This is a genomic window from Bradyrhizobium sp. Bra64, assembly GCF_024519875.1.
Classification (GTDB): Bacteria; Pseudomonadota; Alphaproteobacteria; order Rhizobiales; family Xanthobacteraceae; genus Bradyrhizobium; species Bradyrhizobium japonicum_G.
Window position 1 is genome coordinate 12,493 of record NZ_JALJRD010000007.1, and the last position, 16,154, is coordinate 28,646.

Here is a 16,154-nt window from a genome sequence, read left to right on the forward strand (position 1 = left end):
GCAGACCACAATGCCTATTTTGGTTCAACGGATGCTGATCAGAGAGACGGCCAGCGATGGCCGACTCTTTCGCATCGTTCACGCCGACGAAGTCGGTGAAACCCTCTGGCTGTTCGATTTGCACGATAAGACATGGCCAACGCCATACCATCGTGAACAACTTCGGACAGCCTTCCTTTGCGACGCTCCGTCGTTGAAAGTCGAATACGACGAACCATTCCCGGTCCGCCATGCGCTGGATAAGACGGATTCAGCCGCGGATCGTGCGCACGACCGGCAGTGGAAAATCATAACCGAACTGCTCTCCAATAACGGAGCGCAAAAGTTGCTCTACCGGTCTACACGCAAGGCCGCGATTGACAAAACCGCCGAGACGATCGGCGTAACACGTCCCACTGTCGTCGCTGCAATAATGCGCTACTGGCAGCGGGGAATGACCTTTAACGCGGTACGACCCGATTACGCCAAATGCGGCGGCCCCGGCAAATTGAGGAACATCGATCGTGGCGTGAAGGTCGGACGACCGCGCAATATCGCGCCCGGCATCGGCGTCTCGGTCGATGATGCGCTCCGGCGATGGATGCAAATCGGAGCCGACCATTATTTCCGGATGAAACGTCGTTCACTTCCAGGCGCGCTGGAGTATGTCGCGAGAATCAAAGTCCCCGAGAAGCTTGAAGAACTTCTCGCTGGGAAGCGGCAGACGATCGAGGAACTGCCTACCTTGAGGCAGTTCGGATACTTCGTGCGGCAGACTTACCCCTTGAGTCGCCGATATCGAGGCCGGTTCGGCCAGAAGCAGTTCGATCTCACTGCACGGCCAATAACAGGTAAGGCGGAGCAGAATGCGATTGGCCCTGGCGACAGGTTTGAGGTCGATGCCACGGTTGCCGACGTCTATCTTCGCTCACGCTTCGATCGTCGGCGCATCGTTGGCCGTCCCATCATTTACTTTGTAATCGACGCTTGGAGCCGTCTCATCGTGGGCCTTTACATTGGCTTCGAAGGGCCGTCGTGGATAGGAGCAATGATGGCGCTAACGAATATGATTACGCCAAAGGTCGAATTCTGCCGCGAGTTTGGCGTTGACATCGAGCCCCACGAGTGGCCCTCCCATCATGCGCCAAGAACGATTTTGGCCGACCGCGGCGAACTAATGAACGTCCGAACTGGACAGAAAATCGAAGAACTTGGAATCGCGATCGGCAACACTAGCCCAGGTCGCGGTGACCTCAAAAGCATCGTCGAATCGCGTTTTCGCATTGTCCCTTCGATCTTCGGGCCATTCACCCCTGGGTACGTCGAGCCAGATTTCAATACACGAGGCGCTCGCGACTACCGGCTCGAGTCGGCGATGAATTTGGACGAATTCACCAAGATCGTTATCGAGGCAGTTCTGGAGCACAATCAAGAACCGGTTGACGGCATCGAAGCTCCCACCGAGATGACAACCGAGGGCCTCGACCAGACACCGATCAATCGATGGAATTGGGGAATCCCACGCAACAGTGGCAGCCTGAGCGAACTGTCTCTGGATGAGATTGCGTTGGCCGTCATGCCATTGGATAAGGCTCGCGTCACCGAGAAGGGCATTCGCTTCAAGGGCGGATATTATACCTGCGACCTCGCAGAGAGGGACGAATGGTTCCACAAAGCTAGGAGCAACGGGGAGTGGCCGGTCGATGTCTCTTACGACCCCCGCAGCCTAGAGAAGCTCTATATTTGGCAAAAGCAGTTAGCTACGGGGTACGAGGCATGCAAGTTGCTGCGCTCCTCCCTCGACAGGCATGGCATGTCTCTATCCGAAGTCGAGGAAAAGGGGCTGGCGGCGAGAAGGCTGGAAGCATCCGGTGACGCCATACGTCTCGCTAAGCGAGTTCGCACCGACGCAGCGATGGAGCAAATCGAAAAGGCTGCGAAAGCCGAAGCTAAGGCCCTTGACGATCCCAACGCTTCAAACGCGTCACGACTATCGGGGATCCGCGAAAACCGGGCCGAAGAGAAGCAGCGCCAGCGGTCGTTTGAGAAATTCGATCTAGCGCCAGAGATCACTCCACCAACTGCACCTGCTGCGCCACACGCCGACGAAAGCACGGATCGTCATCGCGAGAGATTTCGGGCGCTGCTCAAACAACAAGACGGGGACGATGAATGACCGACGTTGACGATTATGCACATTTCCCGCACCTGCTCCCCGCAACATACAGGCCTGCCGCCTTACTCGAATGTCGCGGAAACCCGCTGATCGAGGCACTTCCCCCTCTTAGGAGCGGCGAAGAGATGGTCCCCGTCTTTGGGCGACGACCGCCGTTCGACAGATCTGAGCGCTCTCTTTCCGCAACGGAAAGAATGTTGTGCGTCAGTCGGCTTAACAATTACCTCTTCATGATGCCTGCGCATGAGACCATCGTCGAGCAACTCGGCCTACTAATTCACGGCGGCTACATGTACCGCAATCCCGCGCAACCTGACTTCAAGAAGGCATTGGTCGAGTTCTATCGCCAAAGTATGGACGGCAAACTTCAGCCGATAGAAACCTCGGGACCATCAACCGCCCCCTCTTTTTCGCTCTTCGGGGTCTCCGGCGCGGGGAAAAGTACCGTACTCGAACGGGCGCTATCATTCTATCCGAGGGCGATTCAGCACCCAGTTCACGGGATCTTGCAGTTGGTCTGGCTGAAAGTGGACTGTCCGCCTGACGGCAGCTTGAAGCAGTTGCTGTTGGCCATAATCGTGCAAATCGATGCAATTCTCGGCACCAGTCATATGGACGAGATCAATCGCAGCGATCCGATCGACAAACTCATCTTCGATGTCGCACGCGTCGCTGCATTACACCATCTTGGTGCTCTGGTCGTCGACGAGATCCAACATCTCCTAGACGCTCCCGGGGTTGGTCCCGCGAAGATGCTCAACTTTTTCGTGACTTTCGCCAATGAAGTGAAGATTCCCTTTGTTGTTCTCGGAACGCCGAAAGCAAAGCGCATGCTCGGCACATTGCTTCGGGAAGCTAGGAGACTGAGCGACCAGGGCTCTTATGAGTGGGATCGCATGAAACAGGATGAAGATTGGGATCTCTTCCTCAACGCACTTTGGAAGTACCAGTGGTTGAAGCAGGCGGGTGCCCTGACGCCTGAAGTATCGGAAGCGATGTACGATCAAACGCAGGGGGTCAGCGCACTCGTCGTTCGGCTTTTCCAACTCAGTCAATGGCACGCAATAAGAAGTAAGAGCGAGTCCATCACCGCGAGCCTCATTAATCACGTCGCAAAGGAGCAATTCAAACTCTTGCAAGACTTTATCACGGCCTTGCGAAGCGGCGACCGAGAAGCAGCGGGTCGATTTGAAGATATTTATCAGGCAGAGATCAAAAAGCTAAACAACGTAACCCATCTCAACTACATCGATCCAAAACTGGAAGAGACAGCAACCAATAAGCTTCGAAAAAGGTTCGTGTCGAATCTTATCTATGGAGGTTGTGAGCCATCTGAAGCAAGTGGGCTCGCTGAGAAGATCTTTTCGAATCCTCGGCTTGAGACAATCCAGACAAAGCAACTCGCGGGCTTGACAAAAAGAGCGCGATCCCTCGAGACGATCGACGGCCTCATCACGACCGTCGCTATCGCGCAGGCGGGGCGCCAAGATCCAATAGAAGCGTTGGAAGCAGCCGGCTATTTTGCGGACATGGAGGACGGAGTCGCATGAATCTAACCCTACCTCGACCGTATCCGGACGAGTTGGTCTATTCTGTCTTCGCTCGGCATTTCGCGCACATCCAGCCAACACGCTTGACGTCGGCCTACAGTTCTATCGACGGCAGTCGTTGGTTTTCGACGCGTTATGTGAGGGGAGCGGCCGAACTTGCGAAAAGGACATCCCTCACTTGGGGCTTATCTGGCATCGAAATCATCGAGCGCCACACGCTTCTTCCGTTCTATGGTGCATTTCTTCAGCCCGACTCTCATCTAGAGTGTACAGCGCAATTTTTGGCAGATCATCCGGGCAGCGCGAGTACGCAGATGGGCTTGAGCAACCCGAGTGTGGCGGCGCCCCGTTTCTTTAGGTTTTGCGCGACCTGTTGGGATGAGGATTTTCGGCGCCTTGGCGAGACCTACTGGCGCAGACAGCACCAGCTTAGCGGCACGACATTCTGCAATCAGCACAATGAGCTATTGCGCAACTCGACTGCGCCGTATTCTCAGCGAAGTTTGCGAACGACGCTAGATGCGACCGCTCACTGCACGGCCACAGCGATTCCCACCGTAGCGCTGACTCAAAATGAAAAGCGGATGGCTCTACAGATCTCGGGACGCGCCGAGGTCGTGTTGAAGGGCGGATTGACACCTTGGATCACCTCCAATCCTGCCTTGAGGTATCAAAATGCTGCCGTGGAGCTTGGATACGGCTCTGGCGCCCATAAGATTGAGGTGGGGCGATTTGCGAACGATCTGGTTGAGAGCTTCGGCGTCCATCTTCTGGAGAAGCTCGGCTGTAGAGTATCAAGTGACTCGATGACGTTACGCCAGATTTTCCGTGGCTCGGGAACGAGTCATCCACTGATCCACATTCTCGTTCAACTATTCTTGGAGAAGTTGCTGGAGGCGTCAAGGTCGGCATTGAAGCACCATGCGTTGGATGGCACCACCCGACAGGAATGGAAGTGTCCGAACGCTTATGCCAACCACGACCCGACCTTTAGGATTTCGAGCGTTGAACTCCGTCGGACAAAGCGTAGGCAAGTGTATTTCCATGCGAAGTGTTCGTGCGGCCTGGCATTCGCCTTCGCTGAGAGCGAAAAGGACGATCCCAACATGCCCCTGGTCAAAAAGATAAGTGGCTATGGTGGTGCCATGGAGGACGAGGCAAGGCGCCTCTACGATCGAAAACGTTCGGTGACCTACGTGGCGTCATCGCTACGCGTATCGCACAAGGCTGCTGGCCGGCTGATTGCGCGTCGGAAAAGCAGGATCGAGCCCGACACGGGCCGTATCCTCCGTCTAAGACAAGAATGGCGCACAACACGCTCAAGAGCCGCCTATCAAACGCTCATGCGGTGGGACCGTCATTGGGTACGTTCAATCGCGGCGAGGACCGAAGTGGCAGGTCTTAAGAATGGCGCGCCGCCGTCCGTGAGAGTGAGAAAGTCGGCGGACCGCGCCAATGGCTAGTCTTGTCCTGCCCCTCCCCTATCCCGACGAACTGATATATTCGGTCTTTGCCAGATATTTTGCCTACGTGAAGCCCAGTGCGAGGGGCAGCGCTTATCGAGCAATCAACAACCGCAAGACTTTCTCAATAAAGTTTATTGCGGACGCTGGCGACCTTGCGAGCAGAACTCGGTTCGTATGGGGAAAGTCGCCAATCGAAATCATAGAGCAGCACACGCTGCTTCCGTACTACGGTAGCTTCCTAGCGCCCCAGCAATATCTGAAGTGCGTCGAGGACTTTACGGCCGGATCGACCTCCCGTGGCAACACACTTATTGGCTCTCGCTCCGGCAGTGTTAGCCAGATCAAGCGATTGCGTTTCTGCAGAACTTGTGCGTCGGAAGACTTTGCGAGGTTCGGCGAAACGTATTGGAGAAGGTCTCATCAAGTGGGTGGGATGTTCGTCTGCACTCGCCATGGCGACATCTTGACAGATACCGATGCGATCGCATCTGCGACGGCAGCACAAGTCTTGCAGGACGCGACCACTTTCATTAAGCGGAGCACCACTGAACCAGTTACGCTAAACGAACGAGAGTTAGGGTTGGCTCGCCTAGTTTCGACCAAGTGCGAGGAAATTCTCAATGGTCAGCTCTCTCGATGGACGAGGCCCAATCCCAGCAAATTGTACGAACGAGCGGCTGTTGACGCGGGCTACCTGATAGGAGAGAGAAAGCTCGCCATCGATCGCCTGGCAGGAAATTTTGTGGCCTTCTTCTTTGAGGAGACGCTTTCCAAGCTTGGGGTCAGGCTGCCACCGCAGGGAGCAGCTCGTACCCGGGTGTTTAGCAAAATGATCAATGGCACGGGAAGCTATCATCCGCTTCTTCATGTTCTGCTTCAAATATTCTTTGAAGAGCATGCGTCTTCTCCATCGCCTAGTCTTTATGCATCACAGATTTCTTGGAAGTGCCCCAACCCTCATGCTGGGCATGACGACGACTTTAGGATTTCTGATATCAGGACGGTTCGTAGATATACGAGAGGCAAGAAGGACGATCATTTTCGCGCAAAGTGCCCCTGCGGATTCCAATTCACATTTGTAAGAGCTCAAGAATCTGACTCGTTGATGCCGCTCGTCAGAAGCATTTCGGCTTACGGGCCAAACTTCATGAAAAGGGCACAGGCTCTCCATCTCGAAGGAAAGAGCACTTCGGATGTGGCAAGAGAGCTCGGAATTACTACGTTTGTCGCGCTCCGCCTCGTCCAAGGACGAGAGAGCACTAGAGAACGAAGAGGAAGAGAGGTATTACGCGGCCTAAAGGACGGATTGCGTATCTTAGAATTACGTAAGACGTGGTCCACGACCCAGTGCGTGAACGCTTATGCTCTTCTGAGAAAAATTGATCGCGACTGGATCATGGACGCTGCCAAGCGGAGAAGAGAAGCAACGCCACGTACGGTGATCCCTATCAGCGACGATTCGAAGCTTGCCGACCGAATTCGCAGAGCGGCAAAGCAGATCCGCAACGAGGAGCCAACGGGGAACGTTACGACCAATCTACTCGCTATCGAACTCGGGATTCGATCATTGCGCACAGTAGTAGCCCGGCTACCGCTCGCTAAAGCCGCTCTCGACGATGTCGTCGGGCCAAGCGGCGGGCGGCGGAAGCAACAGAAGGCTAATTGAGGTTGCGCCGTTCAACTCTCGAGTGAAGCACTATGGGCTCGTCCATGTTGGGCAACGCGCGGGGGTAGCGACGGCCCGATTTTAAGAGGCCTCCGAGGTAAAAAGTTTCCTAGAAATTATTTGGCCTATGTGAGCGATGTGCCCATCTGAGGGTGGCGGCGAAACTGCATTAAATTCAATCCCTTGCACGCTTTATCGCGAGATGCGCTTTGGAAGAACTTTTTTGTAGGGCCGAACCAGCCTTTCGGGGGCTCAATAAAAGAACTTTAGCCCGAGGTCCATTTTGGCGTGTCCCGAAACTCCTCGGCTTTTTCGGAGAACATGGAAGTACTATTTTGTGCGGGGACACGGCCGAGATGGCCGGGGTCTGCTACGGCCGGCGTCAATTTGAGCGGATTTTTCCGCCGCCGCGCGCCGCGCGCGGTTCTTTGGGATTGCAACCTCCGGTTCCGGCTACAAGCCGCTTCCTTCCCGCCGCGAAATTCAAGTAAGCTCTCCGGTGGGGGACCGGAGCGACCGTGCAGGGCGCGCAACGCAATTCGCTGAAATTGCTGCAGTGGATGATGGCTGCATCCCTGGCGCTGCCGATTGCGCTGTTCGCGATCGCCTCCACGATCTCCTACGCCTCGACAAAAGACATCGCCGACCGGGAGATCGAGCGCACCCTCGATGTCGTGCATGAGCACGCGCTCAAGGTGTTCGAGACGATCGACCGCAGCCTCGCCGAGCTCAACGAGGTGGTCCGCGGCCTTCCCGACGACACCATCCGCGCGCGCGAGCCGGTGCTGCACCGGCGCCTGAAGCGGCTCACCGATTCGCTGCCGCAGCTCAAATCGGCCTGGATCTTCGACGCGGACGGAACGTCGCTGGTCAACAGCCTCGCCTCGCCGCCGCCCGCACTGAGCTTTGCGGACCGCGACTATTTCTATGCCCATGCCGACCAGACCATCGGCACATTCATCGGCGCCTCGCTGACGCCGCGCGCGCCTTATCAGGGTGCGCGCTTCTTCGGCGTGAGCCGCCGCCGCGAGACCGACGACGGCCGTTTCATCGGCGTGATCCAGGCCTCGGTGCTGCCGGAATATTTCGAGAGCTTCTATGCCAGGATCGGCACCGAGCCCGGCAGCTTCTTCGCGATGGGACGCGCCGACGGCGTGGTGCTGGCGCATTTTCCGCGGCTCGACGGCGACTTCCGGCTCGACCCGAACGGCCCGGTCGGCCGGAACATCGCCGCTCGCCCCGAGCACGGCCTCATGACCGTCGCATGGCCCTCGGACGGCATCGAGCGGCGCGTCGGCTACCGGCGCATTGCCGAATATCCGATCTATGTCAGCGCGGGGCTCGAGACCTCGGCGATCCGGGCGCGCTGGTTCGCCACCATGGGCCAGCATCTGGTGTTCGGCATTCCCGCCACCGCGCTCCTGTTCCTGCTGCTGGCGCTGGCGATCCGGCGCACGCAGCATCTCCAGGCCGAGGCCGCAGCGCGGCGCGAGGCCGAGGAGGCGCTCAAGCACAGCCAGCGCCTGGAGGCGCTCGGACAGCTCACGGGCGGCGTCGCGCACGACTTCAACAATTTGCTGACCGTGATCCGCGCCTCGGTCGACCTGTTGAATCGGCCGCAACTGAGCGAGGAACGACGCCAGCGCTACATCACCGCCATCGCTGACGCGGTGGCGCGCGCGGCCAGGCTGACCTCGCAGCTGCTCGCCTTTGCGCGGCGCCAGACCCTGAAGCCCGAAGTGTTCGACGTCGGCGCCCGGATCCAGTCGCTGCACGACATGCTGGCGACGCTGCTCGGACCCGCGATCGAAATCGCGATTCGGCTGCCGGCCGAGCCCTGCCTCGTCAATGCCGATGCAAGCCAGTTCGAGACGGCGTTGATCAACATGGCGACCAATGCGCGCGATGCCATGCACGGCAAGGGCCGGATCATCTTCGAGGTCGAGGCCGCGACGACCATTCCCGACACGCTGGCGCCTGTCTCAAGCAGCCGTGACCTTACCGGCAACCATGACCTTGGAAGCAAACATGGCTTCGTCGGCATCGCCGTCAGCGACACCGGCACAGGGATTCCCGCCGCGCGTCTCGGGCGCATCTTCGAGCCGTTCTTCACCACCAAGCAGGTCGGCCACGGCACCGGTCTCGGCCTGTCGCAGGTGTTCGGCTTCGCCCGGCAATCCGGCGGCGAGGTGACGGTCACGAGCGAGGTGGGACACGGCAGCACCTTCTCGCTTTATCTGCCCCGCGTGCCGGCGGATCTGCTGCCGCAGCGGCAGGCGCCGAGCACGGCCCCGGCGGTGGCCGGCAACGGCATGTCGGTGCTCGTGGTCGAGGACAATATCGAGCTTGCGAACTTCGCCGCCGACGGCCTCACCGAGCTCGGCTACAGCATCACGCTGGTCGACAACGCAACCGACGCGCTTGCCGAGCTGGTCATGGACGCAGATCGTTTCGACGTGGTGTTCTCCGACATCGTGATGCCTGATATGACCGGGCTCGATCTGGCGCAGGCGATCCGCGACCGCGGCATCGGCGTGCCGGTCGTGCTGACCACCGGCTACAGCGAGGCGCTGTCCCGGGACGGCAGCCTCGGTCTCGATCTCGTGCAAAAGCCCTACGCGATCGACGAGCTGTCCCGCGTGCTGCACCGGGCAGCGCGGCTGCGGCGCGTCCGGGACGGTGCGGCAGAATGAACCCCGCGCCGGAACTTGCGGGAACCGTTTGATTTTTCTGGCGTTATCCGGCCATGCAAAAGCCGGCCGAAAAGCGCAAACAGGGCAAGACGCCGCCCATTGTCGAGATCAAGGGCGAGAGCGGCGACGAGGTCGCACCGCCGCCGCCGGAGCTGCTCGAGCCCGGTCCCGAGCTGTCGCCCGAGGAGGCCGAGCAGGCCCGCAAGGACTATCTGCTGACGCGGTTCTGGATCAGCGCGCGCGGCTTCTGGGCGCGCAACGGCGACCGGCTGGCATGGCTCTACTCGATCGGCCTCGGCGTGCTGATCGTCCTGACCGTCGGTTTCCAGTACGGCATCAATGTCTGGAATCGCGCGATCTTCGACGCGATCGAGAAACGGGATGCCGCAAGCGTCTTCCATCTCTCCGCGGTGTTCCTTCCGCTCGCGATCGGCAGCATCGTGCTCGGCGTGGCGCAGGTGTTCGCGCGCATGGGCATCCAGCGGCGCTGGCGCGCCTGGCTGACGGCGAGCGTGCTGACGCGCTGGCTCGGCAATGGCCGCTACTATCAGCTCAATCTCGTCGACGGCGACCACAAGAATCCGGAATACCGGATCGCGGAGGATCTGCGCGTCGCGACCGATTCGCCGGTGGATTTCCTCGCCGGCGTGACGTCCGCGCTGCTGTCGGCCGCGACCTTCATCGTCGTGCTCTGGACCATCGGCGGCGCGCTCACGGTCACGCTTGGCGGATCGTCGATTACGATTCCCGGCTTCCTGGTGATCGCCGCGATGCTCTATGCCGCAATCGCATCGGGCTCGATCCTGGCGATCGGCCGCCAATTCGTGCAGGTCTCCGAGGACAAGAACCAGGCCGAAGCCGACTTCCGCTACACGCTGACGCGTGTGCGCGAGAACGGCGAGAGCATCGCGCTGCTCGGCGGCGAGGAAGAAGAGCGTGACGGCATCGACCGCAACTTCACCAACGTCCTGCGGCAATGGGCGCGGCTTGCCGGCCAGCACATGCGCACCACGCTGGTGTCGCAGGGCTCGAGCCTCGTTGCTCCCGTGGTCCCTCTCCTGCTCTGCGCGCCGAAATTCCTCGACGGCAGCATGTCGCTCGGGCAGGTGATGCAGGCGGCCTCCGCCTTCACCATCGTGCAGAGCGCGTTCGGCTGGCTGGTCGACAATTATCCCCGCCTCGCCGACTGGAACGCCTGCGCACGCCGCATCGCCTCGCTGATGATGTCGCTCGATGGCCTGGAACGCGCCGAGCAGGGCGACGGTCTCGGCCGCATCAAGCGCGGCGAAACCAGCAACGAGGCCATGCTGGAGCTGAAGGATCTTTCCGTCACGCTCGACGACGGCACCGCGGTGGTCGGCGAGACCGAGGTGGTGATCGAGCCCGGCGAGCGGCTGCTGGTCGCCGGCGAATCCGGCACCGGCAAGAGCACGCTGGTGCGCGCCATCGCGGGGCTGTGGCCATGGGGCGGCGGCAGCGTCAATTTCCATCCCGACCGGCGGCTGTTCATGCTGCCGCAGCGGCCCTACGTGCCCTCCGGCAGCTTGCGCCGCGCCGTCGCCTATCCCGGCGCGGAGGACGACTGGACCGTCGACGAGATCGGCGAGGCGCTGCACAAGGTCGGCCTCGACCATCTCAAGGAAAAGATCGGGGAAGAGGGCCCATGGGACCAGACGCTGTCCGGCGGCGAGAAGCAGCGCCTCGCCTTTGCACGGCTGTTGCTGCACAACCCCGACATCGTCGTGCTCGATGAAGCGACTTCGGCGCTCGACGAGAAGAGCCAGGACAAGATGATGAAGATGGTCATCGGCGAACTGCCGAAGGCGACCATCGTCAGCGTCGCGCACCGCGTCGAGCTGGAAGCCTTCCACAGCCGCAAGATCGTGCTGGAGCGTCGCAAGGGCGGCGCAAAACTGGTCAGCGACGTCGACCTGATCCCGCGCAAGGGCAAGCGCAAGCTGCTCGGACGTTTCCTGCGCCAGCGCAAGGTCCCGCCGAAAAAGGCGGCGTGACGCGTAGCCCGGATTTCGCTGCGCTCCATCCGGGCTACATTCTTTTTCCCCCACATTGGAGTCCCCGACAAAACCGGCTATGCATGCGCCGCTTGCAACGAGGGCCAGCGCTTGACGACCGACAATGCCCCTTCGTCCGCGCCATTCGGCGCGTTTGCACCTAGCGCAGGGCAGGCCGCGATCCTTCGCCTCGCGGCCCGCTCGGTGCTGAAGCGCGGCGCGTTCCGGCCCTGGATTTCGCGGCTGGTGAACCTGCTGCGCGGCGGTCCGGTCGACGTGCAATATCAGGGCGCATCGTTCCGCTTCTATCATCAGGGCAGCGCCACCGAACGCGGCGCGCTGCTCAATCCCGACTACAATCTCGACGAGCTCGACTTCCTGCGTCAGCACACGCCGGCCGGCGGCGTGTTCGTCGATGTCGGCGCCAATGTCGGCACCTTTGCGCTGGTGATGGCGCGACATGTCGGGCCCTCGGGCAAGGTGGTCGCGATCGAGCCGCATCCGATGACGTTTGAACGGCTGTCGTTCAACCAGGCCGCATCGGAAGCAACGCAGGTCCGCCTGGTGCAGGCCGCCGCCAGCGACAGCGACGGCGAGCTGATGATCGAAACCGGCGGCGGCAATCTCGGCGCCACCCACGTCGTCCCCGGCACGGCCGGTGCCGAGGCCATCAAGGTCCCGTCGCTGCGGCTGACGCGCATTCTGGACGAGGCCGGCGTCACGCAGGTGGACTCCTTGAAGATCGACGTCGAGGGCTTCGAGGACCGCGTGCTGATCGGCTTCTTCCGCGACGCGACGCAATCGCTGTGGCCGCGCGCGGTGGTGATCGAGCACCTGTCACAAAATGAATGGCAGGAAGATTGTATCGCCGACATGGTCGCGCGCGGCTTTGCGGTTGCGCGCAAGACGCGGAGCAATACATTCCTGTCGCGCTGACAACGAACGGCGGAGGTTGCGATGATCGACCATATGGGCTTCCCGGTCTCCGACTATGAGCGCGCCAAGGCGTTCTACGCCAAGGCACTGGCGCCGCTCGGCTACAGCCTGATCATGGAGGTCACGCAGGAGCAGACCGGCCACGATCCGGCCGCGGGCTTCGGCGCCGGCGGCAAGCCGGATTTCTGGATCGGCGGCGAGGGCGCGCTGAACAAGCCTGTGCATGTCGCGATCCTGGCCAGGGACCGCGCAACGGTCGACGCCTTCTACGAGGCGGCCATCGCCGCCGGCGGCCGCGACAACGGGCCGCCCGGCATTCGGGCGCATTATCATCCGACCTATTACGGCGCATTCGTGCTCGATCCTGATGGACACAACATCGAGGCGGTTTGCCACGCCGCGGAATAGACGGGTTCCATCGTTCGGCAGGAACATCGTTCCGCGCGCGCCGTTATCGTCCCTTGCAAGAAGGAGCACGATATGGCCAACGACAATGCCCGCGACATCGACCGCGCCTGGGATCTGATGAAGACGATCGGATTCGCGATGCTGGTGACGCGCGACGGCGACAAGCTCCGCGCGCGGCCGATGAGCGCCTGTCTCGATCGCGACGCGAACACGATCTATTTCCTCACCGATACGCGGCGCCACAAGGACGAGGAAATCGCGCGCAATCCTTCCATCAACCTGTCGTTCGCGGATGCCGGCAGCCAGAAATACGTGTCGCTGACGGGCACCGCCGTCGTCTCCAACGATCGCGCAAAGATCAAGCAGCTGTTCTCGACGCCGGCCAAGGCGTGGTGGGACAGCGCCGAGGATCCCAACATTCGCGTGCTCAAGGTCACGCCGGACGACGCCGAGTTCTGGGATTCGCCGGGAACGGTGATCTCCTATGTGAAGATGGCCGCCGCGGCGGTGACGGGATCGCGCCCCGATATCGGCGAGAACCGCAAGGTCTCGATGTGATGCCGATCGAGCCGCCCGAGATTCCGCCGTCGACGCCGGGCACTCCGAGCGAACCGCCGCCGGGGATTCCACCCGGCAATCCGCAGCCTGAAATCACGCCGCCGGTGCGCGAGCCCGGCTCGCCACCGCGGCCCGACGAATTGCCGGGCCGCATGCCTGAAGAGATTCCATCACGCGGGCCGAACGGCCCGCTCACGCCTAGCCCCGCGACGGACGCAAGTCCGCCGCGTGATCGCATGTGAGGCGAAGCATCACATGCGGGGCAATTGCAACCTGCGTCTGAATGCGCAATGAACGTCACGAGCGTGAGGTGATTTGCGTGCAGAAATAAATCGGGCCGCGACGGCTTCGCCCGCCACATTCCGGCCTAACGCGTAGCTGTTCATCCCAACACTTCGTCAAAGAACCTTCCGGGGAAGTTCACCAACATGACCAACCTTCGTTTCGTGCTGCTTGCCACCACGGCTCTGACCGCGATGCAATTCGCAAGCTCCGCATCGCATGCGCAAGGCGCGCCGCCGCTCGTCGTCGCGCAGGCGCAGCCGCAAGAGACCGGCCCTGACGGAAAACCGAAGCAGCCTCCGAAGGGACCGCCAGCGGCCGCGCCGCCCGCGCGCCCGGCCCCGCCTGCGGCTGCACCGCCGCATCCGCCCGCTGCGCCTCCGCCGGCGGCCGCACCGCCGCGCCCGGCAGCGCCCCCACCACCCCCCGCGGCCCGTCCGGCGCCGCCGCCGCCCCCACCGCCGCCGGCCGCCCCGAAGCCGCCTTCGCCGCCGCCGGCAGCAGCTCCGCAGCAGCGCGCGCCGACACCTCCGCCTCCGGCACCGCCCGCAGCACGCCCGGCTCCCGCACCGCCCGCCGCGGCCCCACAGCAGCACGCGCCCACGCCTCCGCCTCCGGCACCGCCCGCGGCACGCCCGGCTCCCACACCGCCGCCCGCCGCGGCTCCGCAGCAGCATGCGCCCACGCCTCCGCCGCCTCCGGCAGCGGGTCCTTCGGGACGGCCGGCGCCTGCGCCGACGGCAACGCCCACTCCGGCACCTGCTGCTCCCGCAGCGCGCCCGGCGACGCCTGCTGCCCCAACCGCCACGCCTGCGCCGACCGCAACCCCTGCGCCGACCGCAACGCCGGCTCCGGGCAGCACGCCGCCGACTGGCCGCCCCGGTGCACCGCCCCCTGGCGGACGTCCTGGCGCGCCTCCGGCGGCAGGGTCACCTGCTCCAGGCGCAACGCCCGCTCCGACCGCGACGCCGGCCCCTGGTGGCGCTCCGACGCCGCCACCCGGCCGTCCGGGTTCGGCTCCTGCGCCCGGCGCAACCCCGTCCCCGACTGCGACGCCGGCGCCCGGTGGCGCCGTGACACCGCCGCCGGGACGTCAGGGTGGCGTGCCTCCCGCGGGCGCCCCTGCTGCCGGAACCCCGCCAGCCCAGCCGCAGGCAGGCGTCCCGCCCCGGCCGCCGGCTCCTCCCGCCGGCGTCGCAGCCCCGAGCACCGTCTCCGGCTCGGCGGCCGCAACGCCGCCGCCCGGCAGAACGCAAAATGCTCCGCCGACGGTTGCGCCCGCTTTCCGCGCCGCGCCCACGACGACCACGCCCCTGCCGCCGGCGCCGCGTCCGCCGCAGCGTGACCTGACACCGATCGCGATCGGTGCGGGCGTGGTGGCCGGCGCCGTGATCGGCGCCACCATCGCCGACCTCCACAGCCAGCGGCGCGAGGCCGTCGAAGGCGGCCGCACCGTCTACACCGAGCCGGACCGCATCATCATCCGCGATCCGGGCGGGCAGACATACGTCCGCGGCAACGATCTCTATCGCTTCCGCTACGGCGCCCGCGACATCCGCACCGACACCGTCGGCGGCGACACCCGCACCGTCGTGATCCGTCCCGACGGCAGCGAGATCATCACCGTGGTCAGTCCGGACGGTCGGCTGCTGCGGCGAATCCGCAGGGACCCCCGCGGGCGCGAGATCGTCATCATCGACAACAGCTACCGCGATCCGCAGTCGATCGGCGGCTTCTATGTCGACGCGCCGCCTCCGGTGGTCAACATTCCCTACGATCGCTACATCGTCGACGCCCAGGAAGCGTCGCCGGATGTGATCTACCAGACCATGGTGGCACCGCCGGTGCAGCGGATCGACCGTCGCTACACGCTCGACGAAATCCGCTACAGCCCCAATGTTCGCATGCAGATGCCGAGCATCGACGTCAACACGATCAACTTCGAGACGGGATCGTGGACCATCCCGCCGGACCAGGCGGCGAAGCTCCAGTCGATCGCCGATGGTCTCAACCGTGCGATCCAGGCCAACCCGCGCGTGGTGTTCCTGATCGAAGGGCACACCGACGCGGTCGGCAACGACGTCGACAATCTGTCATTGTCGGACCGCCGTGCGCAGTCCGCGGCCGAATTGCTGACCCAGCAGTTCGGTGTGCCGGCTGAGAACCTGACGTCGCAGGGCTATGGCGAGCAGTACCTGAAGGAGCAGACGCAAGGGCCGAGCGTGATCAACCGGCGGGTCACCGTCCGCAACATCACGCCGCTGCTCAACGGCGGCCAGGCCTCGCTGCCGCCGCCCCCGCCCGGCACCGCGCCGCCGCGCTGAGGCGACACCCAAATGCAAAATGGCCGGGAGCGATCCCGGCCATTTTTGTTTTCGTTGCTGCGAGGAGCGAAGCGACGAAGCGATCCAGACTATCGCTGCGGAAA

11 protein-coding genes are annotated in these 16,154 nt (G+C 62.4%); all 11 read left to right on the forward strand.

The window, feature by feature from the left end; genetic code table 11:
• The first annotated feature begins 10 nt into the window (after window positions 1–10).
• The 11 genes from NR187_RS20715 to NR187_RS20765 all read left to right on the forward strand — a co-directional run bounded on the left by NR187_RS20715 (window position 11) and on the right by NR187_RS20765 (window position 16,050).
• Window positions 11–2,155 (forward strand): Mu transposase C-terminal domain-containing protein, encoded by a 2,145-nt coding sequence (locus NR187_RS20715; RefSeq protein ID WP_256807410.1) that lies wholly within the window; start codon window positions 11–13, stop codon window positions 2,153–2,155.
• On the forward strand, window positions 2,152–3,705 hold the full coding sequence (locus NR187_RS20720) for an AAA family ATPase (protein WP_256807411.1): 1,554 nt from the start codon (window positions 2,152–2,154) through the stop codon (window positions 3,703–3,705). Before NR187_RS20715 ends, NR187_RS20720 begins: the two co-directional genes overlap by 4 nt.
• Window positions 3,702–5,168 (forward strand): TnsD family Tn7-like transposition protein, encoded by a 1,467-nt coding sequence (locus NR187_RS20725; RefSeq protein WP_256807412.1) that lies wholly within the window; start codon window positions 3,702–3,704, stop codon window positions 5,166–5,168. Before NR187_RS20720 ends, NR187_RS20725 begins: the two co-directional genes overlap by 4 nt.
• Complete coding sequence (locus tag NR187_RS20730) at window positions 5,161–6,837, forward strand: TnsD family Tn7-like transposition protein (protein WP_256807413.1); 1,677 nt, start codon at window positions 5,161–5,163, stop codon at window positions 6,835–6,837. The genes NR187_RS20725 and NR187_RS20730 overlap by 8 nt, the downstream gene beginning before the upstream one ends.
• A 518-nt stretch (window positions 6,838–7,355) precedes the next feature.
• Window positions 7,356–9,530, forward strand: a complete 2,175-nt coding sequence (locus NR187_RS20735; protein ID WP_256807414.1) for a hybrid sensor histidine kinase/response regulator — start codon at window positions 7,356–7,358, stop codon at window positions 9,528–9,530.
• Between the two features lie 53 nt (window positions 9,531–9,583).
• Window positions 9,584–11,542, forward strand: coding sequence for an ABC transporter ATP-binding protein/permease (locus tag NR187_RS20740; RefSeq protein ID WP_256807415.1), 1,959 nt, complete (start codon window positions 9,584–9,586; stop codon window positions 11,540–11,542).
• 111 nt (window positions 11,543–11,653) lie between these two features.
• The gene (locus tag NR187_RS20745) at window positions 11,654–12,478 is read left to right on the forward strand and encodes an FkbM family methyltransferase (RefSeq protein ID WP_256807416.1); all 825 of its coding nucleotides are present in this window, start codon (window positions 11,654–11,656) and stop codon (window positions 12,476–12,478) included.
• A 21-nt stretch (window positions 12,479–12,499) separates the two neighbouring features.
• Window positions 12,500–12,886, forward strand: coding sequence for a VOC family protein (locus tag NR187_RS20750; RefSeq protein ID WP_256807417.1), 387 nt, complete (start codon window positions 12,500–12,502; stop codon window positions 12,884–12,886).
• A 72-nt stretch (window positions 12,887–12,958) separates the two neighbouring features.
• Window positions 12,959–13,444, forward strand: a complete 486-nt coding sequence (locus NR187_RS20755) for a pyridoxamine 5'-phosphate oxidase family protein (RefSeq protein ID WP_211383670.1) — start codon at window positions 12,959–12,961, stop codon at window positions 13,442–13,444.
• Window positions 13,444–13,686 carry a hypothetical protein gene (locus tag NR187_RS20760; RefSeq protein ID WP_249129063.1) on the forward strand — a complete coding sequence of 81 codons (243 nt, stop codon included), beginning with the start codon at window positions 13,444–13,446 and terminating at the stop codon, window positions 13,684–13,686. Before NR187_RS20755 ends, NR187_RS20760 begins: the two co-directional genes overlap by 1 nt.
• Before the next feature lie 186 nt (window positions 13,687–13,872).
• Complete coding sequence (locus NR187_RS20765) at window positions 13,873–16,050, forward strand: OmpA family protein (protein ID WP_211383671.1); 2,178 nt, start codon at window positions 13,873–13,875, stop codon at window positions 16,048–16,050.
• Window positions 16,051–16,154 lie beyond the last annotated feature (104 nt).